Source organism: Caulobacter sp. GSs2, assembly GCF_058680895.1.
Map to the genome: position 1 here is coordinate 646,068 of NZ_CM178725.1, position 17,689 is coordinate 663,756.

A 17,689-nucleotide genomic window follows, 5' to 3' on the forward strand; every position below is an offset into this window, starting at 1 on the left:
GACCGGGATCAAGCCCGGTCGAGGAAGGCGCTGTAGCGACTGATGACGTCCTGCTGGTGCAGGCCGGGCTGGAACAGGCTCTGAACGTCAAGAGCGCCGCGCCAGGTCACCTGATACTCGGACGGTCCATACTGGGTGATGGCGGCTTCGTTCTGCAGCGCCATGTATTCCAGCAGGCCCAGCTTCGGGGCCAGGGTCAGCCGATCCTCGAACGAATCCAGGATCCAGCGGTGATCGATGCCGCCGCGATAGGGGCCCTCGGTCTTGGACAGCTCCATGTACCGGGCCGGCGCCGACAGGAATCCCGCCTCGGCGACCAGCGGCAGCATGCGCAGCAGCAGGTCCGGATCGGCCAGGCGCTGGATCACATGCGGGCAGACCGCATAGGAGAACCGCCCATGCCGGGCCACATGATCCAGCAGCGCCCGCCAGGTGCTCTCATTGTTCAGGTCGCCGGCAAAATGGGTGGCTGACGCGCTTTCAGGCCCGCCAATCGTGGCGCTGGCCAGACCGCTCAGCTCGGGCGGCGCCGTCCCGATCTGCAGGACGCTGAAATTCCAGTTGCGCTGTTTCTGATCCTGCAGGAACGCGACAAGCCCTGCGGTGTCATTGTGCGGCGCAAACACCCCGCCCTGCGAGGGGCGCGGCACGCGGCGCTCGAAGATGCAGTCGATCTGCACGACCTTGCCGTCCGGCTCGCCCTGCCAGCGGAACAGGGCCAGGGTCTCGGTGGTGACGAACCCCATCGAGGCCAGCGCTGCAATGATCTCCTCGGCGCGCCCGGCTCCGGGATTGTAGTCGGCCAGCGAGATCTCGATCATCACATAGTCGGCCTTGCCGATGACCTCTCGCCCGCCCTGCAGGACGTCCAGTTCCGCGCCCTGGGTGTCGATCTTGACGAAATCAAACTGCCGGTCGGCCAGCAGATCATCCAGGCGGGCCTTTGGCACCACCTCGCGGATGACGACCTCGTCTCGGAAGTGCTGCGAGTTTTCCCGATACAGCGAGCTGCCGGTGGACTGCAGCCATTCGCGGGTCAGGAAAAGCTCCGCCTCGCCGTTCTCGTTCGAGGCGGCCACCATGTGGCGCTCGAAGGGAAACTTGACCAGATTCTCCTCGCAGTGAGGATTGGGCTCGATCATCGTGGGCTTGCAGGACGGATACACCTGCATGAACGACCAGGTGAACATGCCCACGTTCGCGCCGATATCGAGCATGGTTCGCGGCGTGTAGCCTTGTAGTCGCAGGCGTTTGAAGAGTTCAAGGTCCACGAGGATCATCCGCGTAACAGGGGCGGTTCACTGAACGCCTCACCATCGATTCGCGATAGGTTCACCTTGCGTTTCGGGTTTCTGAAGAGCCACGCTTGAGAATGAAGGCGCTCTGCCGCGATTGTTTCTGGACCGGCGAGGACAGGCCCCGGCGCTGCCCGGCCTGCGGCTCGCCGCGTCTGGTCGTCCATGATGATCTGGCCAATCTGGCCATGGCGCACATGGACTGCGACGCCTTCTACGCCGCCGTGGAAAAGCGCGACCGGCCAGAACTGCGCGACCTTCCCGTCATCATCGGCGGCGGCAAGCGCGGCGTGGTGACCACCGCCTGCTATATCGCCCGCATGAGCGGGGCGCGCTCGGCCATGCCGATGTACAAGGCGCTGCAGCTGTGTCCGCAGGCCGTCGTCATCAAGCCGGACTTCGCCAAGTACAAGGCCGCCAGCCGGGCGATCTTCAGCCGCGTGGAGGCCCTGACGCCGCTGGTCCAGCCCCTGTCGCTGGACGAGGCCTGGATGGACCTGTCGGGCACCGAGCGGCTGCACGGCGCGCCGCCCGCCCTGGTGCTGGCCCGTCTGCAGGCCGAGATCGAGCGCGAGGTGGGCCTGACGGTCTCGATCGGCCTGGCCCCCAACAAGTTTCTGGCCAAGATCGCCTCGGAACTGGACAAGCCGCGCGGCTTCTCGGTGATCGGCGCGTCCGAGGCCAGGACCTTCCTGGCCGGCAAGCCCGTCTCGATCCTGCCCGGCGTCGGCCCCGCCACGGTCACGGCCCTGGCCGCCGAGGGTTTTCGCACCGTGGGCGACATCGCCGCAGCCGACCTCAAGCATCTGGCCGCCACCCTGGGCTCGAGCGGCCTGCGCCTGCATCGCCTGGCCCAGGGTCAGGACGCAAGGCTGGTCGATCCCGATCAGGTGCGAAAGACCATCAGCGCCGAGACCACCTTCAATGACGACCTCTTCAAGCGCGAGGACCTGGAGGACGAGCTGTGGCCGCTCTGCGAGCGCGTCGCCCGGCAGGCCCGAACCGAGGGCGTGGCCGGTCGGGTGGCGACGCTGAAGCTGCGCACGCCCGACTTCAAGGTCCACACCCGCCGTCGCACCCTGGCCGTGCCGACCCAGACGGCGCGCACCCTGTTCCAGGTGGCCCGCGAACTGCTGGCCGCCGAGCCCGGTGGAACCTATTACCGCCTGATCGGGGCCGGCCTGACCGAGTTCGTCCCGGCCGAGGGCGCGGCCGACGACTTCTTCGCCGGCGACGAGCGGCTGACTCTGAAGACGGAAAAGACCATCGACGTGCTGCGCGGCAAATTCGGGGCCGGCGCGGTGATGACGGGGCGCGCGCTCAAGAGCCGCTGACGGTTGCCCGCATCCTGAGTTCGGCTATCAAGGATCGGCGTTGTCCCAGGAGCCAGCATGTCATCCCCGTCCCTCTTTGTGCTCGCGCTGCTGGCGACGCTGGCCCTGACCCCGATCGCCGCCGCCCAGACCGCCCCAGCATCACCGCCCGGAGCCACTGCCATGACCCATCACGCCAAGGGCCCCTTCGACGTGAAGATGGCGCCGCAGGACCAGGACGTCGGCGAAGGCTCGACCCTGGGCCGCCTGTCGCTGGACAAGACCTTCCACGGCGATCTGGAAGCGACGGGCAAGGGCCAGATGCTGACCGCGAGCGCCGACACGCCCGGTTCGGCTGTCTATGTGGCCGTCGAGCGCGTGACCGGAACGCTGCACGGCAAGGCCGGCAGCTTCGCCCTGGTCCACAAGGGGGTCATGCGCGGAGCCGAACGCAAGCTGAGTGTCGAGATCGTGCCCGACTCCGGTAGCGGCGCGCTGAAGGGCATTGCGGGAAGCCTGACCATCGAGATCGTCGACGGCAAGCACCTCTATGATCTGCAATACACCCTGCCCGTCCACTAGCGGTCCGGGCGCTCGGCGCTAGCCAAGCACCCCTTGCGCGACACGCTGTCGCTCACCATTTCGGCTCCTCGCCCAGGAAACCGTCGTCGCACGGCACCTGTTCTCCCAATCGTGAAGCCATTTTACACGGCGCCCCTGTGTTAAAGCGGCGCAGCGGCGCGTCGGCCCCTTCCAAAGCCCGCGCGTTTCCATATCTAATCCTAACGAGGTGGGTGGTTCGGCCCATCGGGAGAAAACGGTCAATGGCCGAGCGGAAGCAAGGCGGTCAGAATAACGGATCTGGTTCTTCGGTCATCACTGAGGTGAAGCCGAAGACACAGAAGCCTTCGCTCTATCGAGTACTGATTCTGAACGACGACTACACGCCAATGGAATTTGTCGTGTACGTCCTCGAACGGTTCTTCAACAAGTCACGCGAAGACGCGACCCGGATCATGCTGCTCGTTCATCAACACGGTGTTGGTGTGTGTGGCGTCTATACCTACGAAGTCGCTGAAACGAAGGTTGCGCAAGTCATCGACTCAGCGCGCCGTCATCAGCACCCCCTGCAGTGCACCATGGAAAAAGACTGAGGAGCCTCCCCCCTTGCCCTCGTTTTCTCGCCCTCTCGAAGAATCCCTCCACCGCGCCGTGGCCTACGCCAACCAGCGTAAGCACGAGTACGCCACCCTGGAGCACTTGCTCCTGTCCCTGACCGACGACGACGACGCGGCCGGCGTGATGCGCGCCTGCGACGTCGATCTGGTCGCTCTGAAAAAGAGCCTGGCCAACTATCTTGACGTCGAACTGGCCTCGCTGGTCGTTGACGACGAAGAAGACGCCAAGCCGACCGCCGGCTTCCAGCGCGTGATTCAACGCGCCGTGATCCATGTGCAGTCGTCGGGCCGCGAGGAAGTGACCGGCGCCAATGTGCTGGTGGCCATCTTCTCGGAGCGCGAAAGCCACGCCGCCTACTTCCTGCAAGAGCAGGACATGACCCGCTATGACGCGGTGAACTTCATCGCCCATGGCATCGCCAAGAAGGCCGGCGCGTCCGAGCCCAAGGCCGTCAAGGGCGCCAGCAACAGCACGACGGAAGACGACGCCGAGAAGCCCAACACCAAGACCGGTGGCGAGGCGCTGGAAGCCTATTGCGTCGACCTCAACGAGAAAGCCCGTCAGGGCAAGGTCGATCCGCTGATCGGCCGCGCCAGCGAGGTGGAACGCGCGATCCAGATCCTGTGCCGTCGCACCAAGAACAATCCGCTTCTGGTGGGCGAACCCGGTGTCGGCAAGACCGCCATCGCCGAAGGCCTGGCCCGCAAGATCATCACCAACCAGGTGCCCGAGGTCCTGGCCGGCGCCACCATCTTCTCGCTCGACATGGGCGCGCTTCTGGCCGGCACCCGCTATCGCGGCGACTTTGAGGAACGCGTCAAGCAGGTGGTCAAGGAACTCGAGAACCACCCCAACGCGGTGCTGTTCATCGACGAGATTCACACCGTGATCGGCGCTGGCGCGACCAGCGGCGGGGCGATGGATGCCTCAAACCTGCTGAAGCCCGCTTTGGCGTCAGGCAGCCTGCGCTGCATGGGCTCGACCACCTACAAGGAGTTCCGTCAGCACTTCGAGAAGGATCGGGCCCTGGTCCGCCGCTTCCAGAAGATCGACGTCAACGAGCCGACCATCGAAGACACCATCAAGATCCTCAAGGGCATCAAGACCTACTACGAGGACTTCCATAAGCTGAAATACACCAACGAGGCCATCAAGGTGGCCGTCGAGCTGTCGGCCAAATACATCACCGACCGCAAGCTGCCCGACAAGGCGATCGACGTGATCGACGAGGCCGGCGCCGGCCAGATGCTGCTGCCCGAGAGCCGTCGCAAGAAGGTTCTGGGCGTCAAGGAGATCGAGGCCGTCGTGGCCAAGATCGCTCGTATCCCGCCCAAATCCGTCTCCAAGTCGGACACCGAGGCGCTCAAGGAGCTGGAAACGGATCTGAAGCGCGCGGTGTTTGGTCAGGACGATGCGATTGCGCAACTGTCCTCGGCCATGAAGCTGGCCCGCGCCGGTCTGCGCGACGCCGACAAGCCGATCGGCTCGTTCCTGTTCAGCGGCCCCACGGGCGTTGGCAAGACCGAGGCCGCCAAGCAACTGGCCCAGACGCTGGGCATCGAGATGATCCGCTTCGACATGTCCGAGTACATGGAGCGCCATACCGTGAGCCGCCTGATCGGCGCTCCTCCCGGCTATGTCGGCTATGACCAGGGCGGCCAGCTGACCGACGCCGTCGATCAGCACCCGCACGCGGTCGTGCTGCTCGACGAGATCGAGAAGGCTCACCAGGACGTCTACAACATCCTGCTGCAGGTCATGGACCACGGCGTGCTGACCGACAGCAACGGCAAGAAGGTCGACTTCAGGAACGTCATCCTGATCATGACCACCAATGCCGGCGCATCGGACGCCCAGCGCCAGTCGATCGGCTTTGGTCGCGACAAGGTTCTGGGCGAGGAAGAGGCCGCCCTCAAGCGCCTGTTCACGCCCGAATTCCGCAACCGCCTCGACGCGGTGGTGGCCTTCAAGCCGCTGACGCCCGAGATCATCCGGATGGTCGTGCAGAAGTTCGTCATGCAGATGGAGGCCCAGTTGGCCGACCGGAACGTAACGATCGAGCTGACCGACGACGCGGCCGACTGGCTGGCCAAGAACGGCTTCGACGAGCTCTACGGCGCCCGCCCCTTGGGCCGGGTCATTCAGGAGCACATCAAGAAGCCCCTCGCCGACGACATCCTGTTTGGACGTCTGGTGCGCGGCGGCCACGTCAAGATCATCCTCAAGGACAGCAAGATCGACTTCGAGATCGAGAGCACCCCGGAGAAACCCGCCAAGGGCTCCGCAGCCACCGAGAGCGAGGCCGAACCGGCCCTGGTCGAATAGATCCAAGATCATCGAGAGGCCCGGAGTGATCCGGGCCTCTTTCGGTTTGCAGCCAAGACAACTTTACAAGCCCCCAAAATCAATAAAGTCTCTGGATGAACTGAAGAAAAAGGATACCGGGTGCGAACGCCAGTGCGCGGCCTGTTTCGTCCTGCACAGACGGCGCGGCCAGCTTGGTGGCCGCTGGTCTTTTTTGCCGCCTATGTGATCATCGCCGCAGCGGCATACGCCATGACCGTCGGCGCCGGCGGCCTGGCGGTTCTGTGGATCAACAACGGCGTGCTGGCCGCGGCGCTTTTGTTGCTTCCGCGCGGCACGGCAATTCCCCTGGCGCTGGCCTGCGCGCTGGTCGACTTTCTGGCTGCCCTGCTCACGGGCAGCGCGCCCAGCCAGGCCGCCCTGATCGCCAGTTTAGACCTCACCGAGTCGGTGGCCGCAGCCTTCCTGATCCGTCAGGTCGGTGGCGCGGGCCTGGACATTCAGCACTTCAGCAGACTTTGGCGGGTCGCCCTGCTGGCCGTGTTGCCGACCACCCTGATCATGGGCAGCCTGGGCGCGGCGCTACTCACGCGGCTCATCGGCGGTGATTTCGGGTCCATCTGGATCGCCTGGGTCGGGGGCGATTTCCTGGGGATGATGATCGGCGCGCCGGCAGTGCTGCTGCTGAGCAGAATGCGGCGATACGCTACGCCCCAGATCCTGAAGAGCGCGGCGCCAATGCATCTGGTGGCGGCCGCCCTGATCGTGGCGGCGATGCTGTTCCACTTCCTGCCCGCCGCGCCGCTCTTCCTCAGCTTCCCCCTTCTGCTGGCTGTTCTGCTGCGGCTGGATCCGCCGCGGGCCATCCTGGCCATTGCCGGATTCGCTTTCCTGACGGCCGGCAGCACGACCACGGGCCATGGCCCGATCGCGGCCCAGTACGAAGACATCTCCAGCCGGATTCTGGCCTTGCAGACCTATCTGGCCGCGATTCAGTTCTGTGCTCTGGCGATCATCAGCGTGATGTCGGAGCGAACGCGGGCCCAGAATGGGTTGAGCCGCGCCCTCTCGGCCGCTCGCGCAGCCCGGCGTGAAGCCGAGGCCGCCGCCATCGCCAAGAGCCGGTTCCTGGCGGTGATGAGCCACGAGATGCGCACGCCGCTGAACGGCATCAGCGGTCATGTGCAGTTGCTCAGCGCCAAGCGCGCTCTTCCCAGATCCACGCGCGAGCCGCTGGCGGCCATCCAGGCCTCGTGCGGTGTCCTGGTCTCGCTAATTGACGACGTGCTCGACTATTCCAGCGTCGGGGACGGACAGCGGCAGAGGCAGCTGAACCTCGCGCCCGTCTCGATCCCGGCTCTCGGCGAGCGCGTCGCAGACCTGATCCTGCCGCTGCTTGGCGACCGGCCGATTGCCCTGCGGGTCGAGATCAGCGCCCTGGCCGAGTCCCTGCACAGCGCCGACGAAAATCGCCTGACTCAGATCCTGTTCAAGCTGCTCAGCAACGCCGCCAAGTTCACCCAGCGCGGTCACATCACCCTGTCAGTCGCAATCAAGTCCAGCGATGTCGAGGGCGTAGACGAAGTGACCTTCTGCGTGGCCGATACGGGCATGGGGATCGCGCCGGACGATCTTCCGCTGCTGTTCCGGCCGTTCTCCCAGATCGACAGCACCCCGACCCGAAAGTTCTCCGGCGCAGGCCTGGGCCTGGCCATATCGCGCGCCCTGGTCGAAATGATGGGCGGCTGCCTGACCGTCGAAAGCACGGTGGGCCTGGGGTCCCGCTTCACCTTCAGCCTGCTGATGACGCGCGTTGACCACCTGGAGCCAACCTTGGCTGCGCCGGCCCCGCCCCAGGATCTTCGCCTGCTTGTTGTGGACGACCACCCCATGAACCGGCAAATCGCCAGCCAGATGCTGGAGGCGGCAGGGTTCAAGGTCGATACGGCCGAGAACGGCGAGGACGCCGTACAGCGCGCCGGTCAAGCCTCGTATCACGCCATCTTCATGGACCTGCACATGCCGGTCATGGATGGGCTGACGGCCTGTCGCGAGATCAAGGCCCTTGGCGGCGACGTCGGGCGGACGCCGATTATCGCCATGACCGCCGCCACCTCGACGGATGACATTGCCGCCTGCTTGGCGGCCGGAATGGTGGACCACATCGCCAAGCCGATCCAGTTGATGACCCTGATCGCCGCAGCCACCAACGCCGTGCCCAACAGGGCGGCCTAGTGGATTTTCGGCCTGATTGACGACATCAGGTGCGCGAGCACCAGACCTGGGTGGCAGAGGCGCCAGGCGGGATGAGCATCCGTGGCGCTGCAAGGATGTGCAATAAAGGCCCTATTGCAAATGAAACTCGCCGAAGGACTTGAGCAGGGTCAAGGCCCTCTCCTCATCCAGACTTTCGGGTGCGAAAAACGCCAATCCGACAGCTTTCAACGCACCGGCGTCACCAAGTCCCAGATGGCGGCAGGCCATGTTCCAGTTGCGGAACATGCGCGTCCCTCCAGCCCGTCTGGCGATCACTGTCATATCGCTGTGGCGCGTATCCGAAGCCACACGCGCGAAGGTCTGCTCGACCTCGCCGGCAGGCCCCTCCAAAACTTGCAGAAAGCGATCCGCGCCGATCACCAGCAAGCCGGAGATATCGGAAACGCGATTGTTCTGGATCGACTTGGCGACGATCGCCGTGGCCATGTCGCTGGAAACCGCGCCGCCAGTGGCGCGACTGGCGTAGATCAATCTCACCAGACCGCGCGGGTGGTCCTCGAACTCGATCATAGGGTGAAACTCCATCGCCAAGGGTCGATGGAGTCACAGAAAAGTATTCGGGTCCATAACGCCCCTGCGATCAGACCGACGCTGTCGTCGACAGCCACTGACTGCGGCTCTGCCCATAGATTTGCGTGAGCTTGCCATCTGACTCGGCGGCGGTTCGCAACCAGGTAGAACCGAGGCGCTGCGCCACGGCGATGGACGCGGTGTTCTCTGCGTCGATGCCGTGGATCACCTCGGTCCAACCCAGCGTATCGAAGGCCCAGCCCATGGCGGCTTGGGCTGCCTCGGTCGCGTATCCTTTGCCTTGGGCTTCAAGCGCGAACGCCCAGCCGATCTCAGTTCCCTCCGCGCCTTCGGGGATCCATGGGCCCGCGCGACCGATCCAGCGGCCAGAGCCTTTCTCGATCACCGAAAAAAGACCGCAACCTCGCAGCGCCCACATGCCCGCGGCCGTAGCGAGCCCCCGCCAAGCGAAGACGCGATCCTGAGGACCACCAATAAAGGCGGTGGCTCGCTCATCAGCGTCCAGCGCCGCCCAGCCGTCCAGATCGCTCTCGGTCGGCGGACGAAGAAGCAGGCGTGGCGTTTCGAGGCGCGGCTCCATCAGGAAGATGGTTGACGCTCCTTTATCAGCACCACCTCCCGCCAGATGCGGAAGAGGTACTCGACGGTCGCCGCCGTACCAAAGAAGCTGATCGTGTAGGCCAAGGCGTGAGCGCCGTTCGAGATCATCTGGATAATCGAACCTTGATCGGCCAATGCCATGGCGTTCTGTCGAAGCCACAGCGCATGCAATCCTCCGGCGACATCGCCGCACAGGTGCAAAAGGCCTGCGGCGACGATCAGCCGGGTCACGGGATGTAGGCGACGAAGAAAGGCCAAAGAGCGGTCAGCCGGCGCGGCATACTGATCAGGCATGCGCCTTCTCCCCGAGTGTCTGAGTGTTCAGGTATTGGAGGCGGCCATGAACCCGGACAAGCGCCTCGATCCAGAAGGCCATGCCGACCAGAAGAGTTGTTTGAGCGAGCTCGCGAAGATTCCAGGCCATCGGCTCGGTAATGACGCCGAGCACGAAAGCAGCATCTTCCGGCCGCATGCCATCGGTCTCGACATAGACGACCGAAGCCACAAGACCAGCGAGCGTTATGGCCAGGACGCCGAGCTTCAGCATCACGCCCATAATCATCAGCCAGGTCACTGGATGCAGCCGCATGCGAATCCCCCTCCGCACGCCACCTTAACGCGAATGCCTTGGTCGCAAATCGCCTAAAGCGCCGCCGCGATCTTCTCGGCCAGGGCCTTCAGCTCCTCGACATCGGCCATGCCCTCGCCGTGCCGGCCCATCGCCTCGCCCTCGTAGCGGGGGATGACGTGGAAATGCAGGTGAAAGACGGTCTGGCCGGCGGGCGCGCCATTGAACTGGGTGACGATGACGCCGTCGGGCTTGAGCGCGGCGGTCACGGCGGCGGCGGCCTTCTGGGTGGCGCCGATCAGGCGGCCCAGGGTCTTGGCCTCGGCGTCCAGCAGGTTGCGGGCCTTGCTGGTCTTGGAGATCACCAGCATGTGGCCGCGAGCCTGCGGGAACACGTCCATGAAGGCCAGGACCTGATCGTCCTCGAACACCTTCACGGCCGGCATCTCTCCCCGGATGATCTTGGCGAAGATATTGTCGGGGTCGTAGGTTCCGTGAAGGCTCATGGCCGTCTCCTCATGCGAGCGGTGTCGTAGCAAACCACGGGAGGCGCGCAAGCCGCCGCTATCGCTCTTCCCTGAACGGCGAATATTCCTCGCTCAGCATCTGCATGTCGCTGACCACCGCCTCGCGCTCGCGGTCCAGATAGTCGGCAACGGGCTTGCGCAACATCGGGTCGGCGATCCAGTGCGCCGAATAGACGGCGCTGGGCAGGTAGCCGCGGGCGATCTTGTGCTGCCCCTGGGCGCCGGCCTCGACGCGCGGCAGACCCAGCCGGATCGCATGTTCGATGGCCTGATAGTAGCAGAGCTCGAAATGCAGGAACGGCACGTCCTCGGCGCAGCCCCAGTGGCGGCCATAGAGGCAGTCGCGGCCCAGCAGGTTCAGCGCCCCGGCGATCCACGGGCCGCCCGGCCGCCGCGCCATCAGGAGAATCACCTTGTCGGCCATCCGCTGACCCAGCAGCGAATAGAACTGCCGGTTCAGATAGGGCCGGCCCCATTTGCGGCTGCCGGTGTCCATGTAGAAGCCGAAGAAGGCGTCCCAGTGCGCTTCGGTCAGCTGATCGCCGGTCAGGGCCACGATCTCCATCCCGTCCTGCGCGTCGCGGCGCTCGCGGCGGATGGTCTTGCGGCGGTTGGACGACAGCTTGGCGAGGAAATCCTCGAAGGTGGCGTAACCGGCGTTTTCCCAGTGATATTGCTGGTCCTGGCGCAGCAGCAGGCCGCGCTGACCCATCCACGCCCACTCGTCAGCGTTGGGGAAGGTCACATGCAGCGACGAGGCGTCCATGCGCTGGCACAGGGTAAGGGCTCCGCCCAGCAGGGCCGAGCGCCCCTCGTCCGCGTCGATATCGGGCCGCACAATCAGCCGCGACCCGGTCACCGGCGAAAATGGCGAAGAACACTGCAGCTTCGGGTAGTACCGCCCCCCTGCCCGCTCATAGGCGTCGGCCCAGGCATGGTCGAACACGTACTCGCCCTGGCTGTGGGACTTCAGATACAGCGGCATCACGCCGGCCACGCCGCCGTTCTCATCCTCGACCGAAAGATGCTGCGGGGCCCAGCCGGTGCGCGCCGCGACGCAGCCGCTTTCCTCCAGGATCGACAGGAAGTCGTAGCTGACAAACGGATCGCCGGTCGGCGCGGCGCAGGCGTCCCAGGCCTCGCGCCCGATTTCGGCGATTTCGCGATGAACGCGAACCGCCGCCTTGACCGAGGTCACGCCTCAAAGCCCTCAAAGATCAGGTTGTCGCAATGGTCACTGACGGCGTGCCACTGCTCGGGCGACCGCACCGTCCAGGCCACCACCGGCATGCCCTTGGCGCGATAGAGGTCGGCGCGGGCGCTGGGCAGCATGTCCAGGCCAAGCGCCAGAAAGTCTGGTCGGGCGATCTCGACCTGCTCCAGCGCGGCCAGCGACCGGCGAACCTCCGGCGCCAGCTTGCGAGCGCTGTCGTCGTTCCAGGCGTAGGAGTCCAGGCCGCGCAGGATCTGCGGATGATGGTCGGCGAACCAGGCGTGGGAATAGGGATTGAAGCCGATCACGGCCGTGGGGCCATTATGATCGATCAGGATCTCGGAGACCCGCTTCTCAAGCTCGCCCACCTCGCCGAACGGAGTCTTCAACTCGATATAGACCATGGCCCGGTGGCCGATCAGGGTCAGGGTGTCGGCCAGGGTGGGGATGGTCTCGTCGGTTCCGCCAAGCGCCATGGCGCCGAGGTCGGCGGCGGTATGGTCGCGCAGACGCCCCTCCCGGCCGGTCAGGCGGTCCAGGCGATCGTCATGGAAGACCACCGCCTCGCCATCGGCCGTCAGCTGGACGTCGAGCTCAATGGCATAGCCCCGCGCGCACGCCGCCTGGAAGGCGGCCAGCGAGTTCTCGGGCGCGCCGCCGGGCGTCCACAGGCCGCGGTGAGCGATGGCGGGCTCGAACAGGCGCTCCCAGGCCTCGCCAAACACCTCGGTCGACGGACGCTCATGCGGACGCATCAGGCGATCTCCACCACGGCATCGACCTCGACCGCAAAGCCCAGCGGCAGGCGATAGACACCGACCGCCGAGCGGGCGTGGCGACCAGCGTCGCCCAGCACCTCGACCATCAGGTCCGAACAGCCGTTGACCACCTTGGGAATGTCGGTGAAGTCGGGACCGACCTGGACAAAGCCACCCAGCTTGACCACCCGCACCACCCGATCCAGGTCGCCGTCGCAAGCGGCCTTCATCTGGGCCAGCAGGTTGATCCCGCAAAGGCGCGCGGCCTTCTGGGCGGTTTCCAGATCGACGTCGACGCCGACCGTGCCCTTGATGCCGCCCGAAGCATCCAGCGAGATCTGGCCCGAAATGTGGACCAGGTTTCCCGACCGCACGAACGGCACATAGTTGGCGACGGGGGCCACGGGCTGCGGCAGCACGACGCCAAGCTCGTTCAAACGGTCATCGATCTTCGACATCACGCACTCCATTCACGAGCCGCAATGCTTAACGCCGCACAGGGCGGGCACAAGAAAAAAGGCCCGAACCGTCGCCGGTTCGGGCCTTCAATCTTGTCTGGCGGGACCGCGCCGGGCGCGGACCCGAAGTCGCCTTAGCGGGCGGCCTGGAACTTTTCGACAGCGGCGCTGGCGCGCTCGTTCAGGGGCTTCATCGAGTCCTTGATCGAAGCCGAAACGATCTCCGAAGCCTTGCTCATCTGGGCGATGTAGGCTTCCAGGGCCGACTTGGCCCAGGTCGTCTGCAGTTCCATGGCTTCCTGGACGCTCTTGGCGCCGGCCAGCGACTTCACGGCGGCGACCTGATCTTCGGCGGCCTTCTTGGAGTAGGCGAAGGTCTCGGCGCCCAGGGCTTCAGCGCCCTTGGTGGCGGCGGTCACCGAAGCGACGACGGCTTCGAGGTTCTTCTTGGAGACGGTGTTGGCTTCCGCCAGGGCGGCCAGCGACTTCTCGACGCCGTCCTTGAAAGCCTGGTTCGAGGCGGTGCTGAACTGTTCGACGGTCTTCTTCATCGTTTCGGCGGCGGCCATGGGGAGTCTCCTGGCAAATGGCGGGGCATGGCGAAGCTGTGCGAGCAGCCCCATGCGCTTGGGACAACACCGATTTGCCATGCTGCACTGCAGCAGTCAAGAAAATTGTGCAGCGCACCATGACCTAGCGTCATGCTGAAGCTCGACCGCAACGCGCACGTTTTTTTCGCACTCGCGACAACATCGCTCACCGGTTGTTTACTTTGGCTAAAGGCGGGTCAGTTCATGCTAGGGTCACGCGTGTGGCGGTGCGGAACCGCTCAGTTCAATTCTTATGACGGACGCTCATTTATGTTCGCCAAGCTTCGCTCCGCTCGCTCCCTGTTCGCCGCTGCCGGCGTCGCGCTGACGTGCCTGACCGGCATGGCGCCGACCACCGTCGCCGCGCAGATCCCATATTTGCAGCTGAACGCCGCTGAGCCGAAGTATGCGTCCATCGTGATCGACGCCAATTCTGGCGAAGTCCTTTACGACAAAAGGGCAGACAGCCCTCGTTACCCGGCTTCGGTGACCAAGGTCATGACGCTGTATCTGACCTTCGAGGCGCTCAGCGAAGGCCGGCTAAAGCCCACCGACCGCATCGTCATGTCGCCCCGAGCCGCCGCCCAGGCGCCGACCAAGTTGGGCCTGCCCGCCGGCGACAGCTTGACCGTGGACGAAGCGATTCGCGCCATGACCGTGAAATCGGCCAATGATGTCGCCGTCGCCGTGGCCGAAAAACTGGCCGGCAGCGAGGCCCGCTTCGCGGCGCTGATGACTCTGCGCGGTCAGGAACTGGGCATGCGCAATACGCGGTTCGTGAATGCCTCGGGCCTGCCCGACAGCCGCCAGATCAGCACGGCCCGCGATCTGGCCATCCTGTCGCGCGCCACGATGCGCGACTTTCCGCAGTACTACAGCTATTTCAGCGTCCGGTCGTTTGCGTTCCGGGGCAATACGATCCGCGGCCACAACCGCCTGCTCGACAGCATGGACGGCTTTGACGGCCTGAAGACCGGTTATACCAACGCTTCGGGCTTCAACCTCGCCGGCTCGGCCGTGCGCGATGGTCGCCGTCTGATCGCCGTGGTTCTGGGGGGCTCCTCGACCGCCTGGCGCGACAACAACATGGAAGACCTGCTGCTGACCGGCTTCGAGGTTCTCAAGCGTCGCGCTCACGGCGACCGCACCACCATCGCCGCCAACCTTTATGAGACCGAGCCCAATGGCCCGATCATGCGGCCTTCGATCGAACAGGGCGACGGCGAGCAGTCGGGCCTGAAGATCGTGCTGTCCGACACGCCGCGCACTCAGCCCGTAAAGGTCTCGCCCACGCTCAAGGCCGCCAAGACCGCCCAAAAGCCCAAGGGCGAGTGGGCCGTCCAGGTCGGCTCCTTCAAATCCAAGGGCTTGGCCAGCAAGCAGTTGACCTTGGTGCGCGGCCGCTTCGCCAAGTTCGTGGCCGACGCCGAGGGCGCGGTCGAAGGCGCGGCCGGCGGCGCATTCCGCGCCCAGTTCCAGGGCCTGACGGCCGAGGCCGCGCGCAGCACATGCGCGGCGATCACCGCCAAGCGTCAGCCCTGCATGGTGCTTGCGCCGCGCTGATCTCGGCGACGACAGACCATCAAATCAAGCCCGGAGCGCCCAGCGCCCGGGCTCTTTTTTTGACCGCTAAGGCTTCAGAAGACGGTCGCGCGCCGCATTGAGCTGCGCCGCCAGTCCGGCCGTGCCGCCCTTGTCAGGATGGGCCAGGCGGATCAGGCGAGCATGGGCAGAGCGGATTTCCCCCGCGGTGGCGTCCGGACCGACGCCAAGGATCGAGCGGGCTTCAGAGAGGGTCGGCCCTGACTCTGCTGGTGAGGCGGCCTTGCGGGTGACGGGCCGCCGACGCGCCTCGGAGGCGCTCCACAGGCCGATAATGCCCAGGACAATGCCCGTGCCCCAACCGCCGCGAATGGTGGTGTAGGCCGCGCCCGCGAAGGCGGCCAGGGCGGCGACGCCGGCGCCGACTCGCCAGCCGTCCCCTTTCAGAAACGGCTTTCTGCTACCCCAGAACACCAGGGCCAACACGATGCCGCCAAGCAACAGATAGATCATCGCGATTCCGGACGCGCTCAGGCTGCCCCCGAGGGGCCCCTACTGAGCGGCGAGCAGAGTTTCCCCGGAATAGGCCGAAAGACCAAGCGAATGCATCAGGGCGCGCAGTTCCTGGCGCGCGGCCAGATGCTGCAGTGACACCGGCACCGGGCGAACCTGGGGTGACAGGTCGGCGATGGTCAGGCCGAAGGGGAACAGCTCGCGATAGATCACGCGGTCGCGAAGGCCCGGCCCCATGCGGAAGCCGACCCGCTTGGCCAGCGCCGTCAGGCGGTCTTCCAGACGCTTGCGGTTACGGGCCTCGGTGGTCGCCAGGCGGTTGCGCAGCACCACCCAGTCCAGCGCCTGGCGCTGACCGCTCATGGCGCGCGCCTTGCGGGCCTCCCAGACCGACTGCGAATAGAGGCTGGGCGTGGTCAGTTCCATGGTCACCGGATCGACGTGACCCAGCATGTCGAAGTCGACAAAGCTGTCGTTCATCGGGGTGACGATCAGATCTGCCCGACTGTGAGCCAGGCGCGAGATCGCGGTGTCGCCACCAGGAGTGTCGATTAGGACGAAATCGGCCTCTTCCAGGCCGCGGGCGAAGGCAATCTCAAAGCGTTCGACCTGCTCGCTCTCGGGCGCGGCGGCCAGGGCGATGTCGTCCTCGCTGAGCCGAAGCTGGATGGGCTCGGGCAGAGGCAGCTTTTTGTTTTCCAGCCAGGCGCGGCGGTTCTCGAAGAAGCGCATGGAGGTGCACTGACGCAGGTCCAGGTCGATCACCGCCACCTTGAGGCCGCCGTAGAGTAGGGCCGTCACGAGGTGCACGGCGATAGTGGACTTGCCCGCCCCACCCTTTTCGTTGCCGACCACGATCACGCGCGTCTCAGCCATGTGCTCGCTCCTTCATCCACCGCGACTCGCGCGGTCGATGAAAGGTTAACATGCACGCAATGGCTCAGCCGAGAGGTCATCGCATTGTTCCACAGGCCCTTTTGTCGCAGGGGGCGCCGCACCCGTGGTTGCCTGGGCGGCAAGGTGGACGCCGACGCCCCCCTCGGCCATAAGCCGACGCCAGTTCGCACAGCAGGCCGTCGATGCCCCAAGCTTCCCCCACCATCGTTCGCACCGTTTCCGATCTGCGGGACCACGTCGCCGCCTGGAAGGCCGCCGGAGATCAGGTCGCCCTGGTTCCGACCATGGGCGCCCTGCACGAGGGCCACCTGACCCTGATCAAGCTGGGCCAGACCAAGGCCCGTCGCACGGTGGCCAGCGTGTTCGTCAATCCCAGGCAGTTCGCTCCGCACGAGGACTTCGACGCCTATCCGCGCGGCGAGGCTGCCGACGCCGAAAAGCTGGCCTCGGTCGGGTGCGACCTGATGTTCGCGCCCTCGGCCAGTGAGATGTATGCCCCGGGATTCTCGACCGCGATCCAGGTCTCGGGCGTGTCCGAACCGCTGGAGGGCGCGGCCCGTCCGCAGTTCTTCGGCGGCGTGGCGACCGTGGTGGCCAAGCTGCTGATCCAGTGTCAGGCCGACTACGCGGTGTTCGGCGAGAAGGATTACCAGCAGCTGCAGGTCATCAAGCGCCTGGTGCGCGACCTGGACCTCCCGGTCGAGATCGTTTCGGCCCCCACCGCCCGCGCCGAGGACGGCCTGGCCCTGTCTTCCCGCAACGCCTATCTGTCGCCCGAAGAGCGCCAGATCGCCGCCGCCCTGCCAAGGGCTCTGCGCGCCGCAGCCCAGGCTGTGTCGGAGGGCGGAGCTATCGATGAGGCGGAAGCTGCGGGCAAGGCCGCGCTGAACGCCGCCGGCTTTGGCCCGATCGACTATCTGGATATCCGCGAGGCGTCTGATCTGTCGAAGCTGGGGCCCGGCCCGATCGGAGACGCGCACGGCCGCATCCTGGTCGCTGCCTGGCTGGGCAAGACCCGCCTGATCGACAACATGGCCGTGGGCTGACATGCAGGATCAGTCCATCGGGTGCAGCGCGATCAGCAGCCCCACCACCAGACTGACGAACATCAGACCCACGCCGAT

19 protein-coding genes are annotated in these 17,689 nt (G+C 65.4%); 7 read left to right on the forward strand and 12 right to left on the reverse strand.

Annotated elements, in window-relative coordinates; translation table 11 throughout:
* Positions 1-8: 8 nt before the first annotated feature.
* The gene (locus ACW17Z_RS03110; RefSeq protein WP_492057520.1) at positions 9-1,271 is read right to left on the reverse strand and encodes an FkbM family methyltransferase; all 1,263 of its coding nucleotides are present in this window, start codon (positions 1,269-1,271) and stop codon (positions 9-11) included.
* Between the two features lie 101 nt (positions 1,272-1,372).
* Here ACW17Z_RS03110 and ACW17Z_RS03115 point away from each other — a divergent pair, with 101 nt between their 5' ends.
* The 5 genes from ACW17Z_RS03115 (at position 1,373) to ACW17Z_RS03135 (ending at position 8,326) form a co-directional block, all read left to right on the forward strand.
* Positions 1,373-2,629 carry a DNA polymerase IV gene (locus ACW17Z_RS03115; protein WP_492057521.1) on the forward strand — a complete coding sequence of 419 codons (1,257 nt, stop codon included), beginning with the start codon at positions 1,373-1,375 and terminating at the stop codon, positions 2,627-2,629.
* Positions 2,630-2,686: 57 nt separating this feature from the next.
* Positions 2,687-3,190 carry a DUF3224 domain-containing protein gene (locus ACW17Z_RS03120; protein ID WP_492057522.1) on the forward strand — a complete coding sequence of 168 codons (504 nt, stop codon included), beginning with the start codon at positions 2,687-2,689 and terminating at the stop codon, positions 3,188-3,190.
* 242 nt (positions 3,191-3,432) lie between these two features.
* A complete protein-coding gene (clpS, locus tag ACW17Z_RS03125; RefSeq protein ID WP_419255106.1) occupies positions 3,433-3,762 on the forward strand; it encodes an ATP-dependent Clp protease adapter ClpS in 330 nt (109 codons plus the stop codon).
* A 13-nt stretch (positions 3,763-3,775) separates the two neighbouring features.
* Positions 3,776-6,112, forward strand: coding sequence for an ATP-dependent Clp protease ATP-binding subunit ClpA (clpA, locus tag ACW17Z_RS03130; RefSeq protein ID WP_492057523.1), 2,337 nt, complete (start codon positions 3,776-3,778; stop codon positions 6,110-6,112).
* Positions 6,113-6,232: 120 nt separating this feature from the next.
* Positions 6,233-8,326 (forward strand): response regulator, encoded by a 2,094-nt coding sequence (locus tag ACW17Z_RS03135; protein WP_492057524.1) that lies wholly within the window; start codon positions 6,233-6,235, stop codon positions 8,324-8,326.
* 111 nt (positions 8,327-8,437) lie between these two features.
* On the opposite strand, the gene ACW17Z_RS03140 is transcribed toward ACW17Z_RS03135, so the two are convergent.
* The 9 genes from ACW17Z_RS03140 to ACW17Z_RS03180 form a co-directional block, all read right to left on the reverse strand.
* Positions 8,438-8,878 (reverse strand): BLUF domain-containing protein, encoded by a 441-nt coding sequence (locus ACW17Z_RS03140; RefSeq protein ID WP_419317320.1) that lies wholly within the window; start codon positions 8,876-8,878, stop codon positions 8,438-8,440.
* Between the two features lie 70 nt (positions 8,879-8,948).
* Positions 8,949-9,479, reverse strand: a complete 531-nt coding sequence (locus tag ACW17Z_RS03145) for a GNAT family N-acetyltransferase (protein ID WP_492057525.1) — start codon at positions 9,477-9,479, stop codon at positions 8,949-8,951.
* Positions 9,479-9,793, reverse strand: coding sequence for a hypothetical protein (locus ACW17Z_RS03150; protein ID WP_492057526.1), 315 nt, complete (start codon positions 9,791-9,793; stop codon positions 9,479-9,481). Before ACW17Z_RS03150 ends, ACW17Z_RS03145 begins: the two co-directional genes overlap by 1 nt.
* Entirely contained in the window at positions 9,786-10,088 is a 303-nt protein-coding gene (locus ACW17Z_RS03155) for a hypothetical protein (RefSeq protein ID WP_492057527.1), read from the reverse strand. Before ACW17Z_RS03155 ends, ACW17Z_RS03150 begins: the two co-directional genes overlap by 8 nt.
* Positions 10,089-10,141: 53 nt before the next feature.
* Positions 10,142-10,573: an HIT family protein gene (locus ACW17Z_RS03160; RefSeq protein WP_419317324.1), complete on the reverse strand. Its 432-nt coding sequence runs from the start codon at positions 10,571-10,573 to the stop codon at positions 10,142-10,144.
* Positions 10,574-10,631: 58 nt separating this feature from the next.
* Positions 10,632-11,792, reverse strand: a complete 1,161-nt coding sequence (locus ACW17Z_RS03165) for a GNAT family N-acetyltransferase (protein WP_419317325.1) — start codon at positions 11,790-11,792, stop codon at positions 10,632-10,634.
* Positions 11,789-12,562, reverse strand: coding sequence for a glycerophosphodiester phosphodiesterase (locus ACW17Z_RS03170; RefSeq protein WP_419317326.1), 774 nt, complete (start codon positions 12,560-12,562; stop codon positions 11,789-11,791). Before ACW17Z_RS03170 ends, ACW17Z_RS03165 begins: the two co-directional genes overlap by 4 nt.
* On the reverse strand, positions 12,562-13,023 hold the full coding sequence (locus ACW17Z_RS03175; protein ID WP_419317327.1) for a RidA family protein: 462 nt from the start codon (positions 13,021-13,023) through the stop codon (positions 12,562-12,564). The genes ACW17Z_RS03170 and ACW17Z_RS03175 overlap by 1 nt, the downstream gene beginning before the upstream one ends.
* Positions 13,024-13,157: 134 nt before the next feature.
* Positions 13,158-13,592, reverse strand: a complete 435-nt coding sequence (locus ACW17Z_RS03180; protein ID WP_419317328.1) for a phasin family protein — start codon at positions 13,590-13,592, stop codon at positions 13,158-13,160.
* Between the two features lie 291 nt (positions 13,593-13,883).
* Here ACW17Z_RS03180 and ACW17Z_RS03185 point away from each other — a divergent pair, with 291 nt between their 5' ends.
* Positions 13,884-15,176, forward strand: coding sequence for a D-alanyl-D-alanine carboxypeptidase family protein (locus ACW17Z_RS03185; RefSeq protein ID WP_492057528.1), 1,293 nt, complete (start codon positions 13,884-13,886; stop codon positions 15,174-15,176).
* Positions 15,177-15,242: 66 nt separating this feature from the next.
* Here the strand turns inward: ACW17Z_RS03185 and ACW17Z_RS03190 are convergent, their stop codons facing one another.
* Together ACW17Z_RS03190 and mipZ are read right to left on the reverse strand one after the other, a co-directional pair.
* Positions 15,243-15,668, reverse strand: coding sequence for a J domain-containing protein (locus ACW17Z_RS03190; RefSeq protein WP_492057529.1), 426 nt, complete (start codon positions 15,666-15,668; stop codon positions 15,243-15,245).
* A gap of 39 nt (positions 15,669-15,707) precedes the next feature.
* Positions 15,708-16,544 (reverse strand): division plane-positioning ATPase MipZ, encoded by an 837-nt coding sequence (gene mipZ, locus ACW17Z_RS03195; protein ID WP_419317331.1) that lies wholly within the window; start codon positions 16,542-16,544, stop codon positions 15,708-15,710.
* Positions 16,545-16,747: 203 nt separating this feature from the next.
* Between mipZ and panC the strand changes: the two genes are divergently transcribed.
* Entirely contained in the window at positions 16,748-17,611 is an 864-nt protein-coding gene (gene panC / locus ACW17Z_RS03200) for a pantoate--beta-alanine ligase (RefSeq protein WP_492057530.1), read from the forward strand.
* The last annotated feature ends 78 nt before the right edge of the window (positions 17,612-17,689 follow it).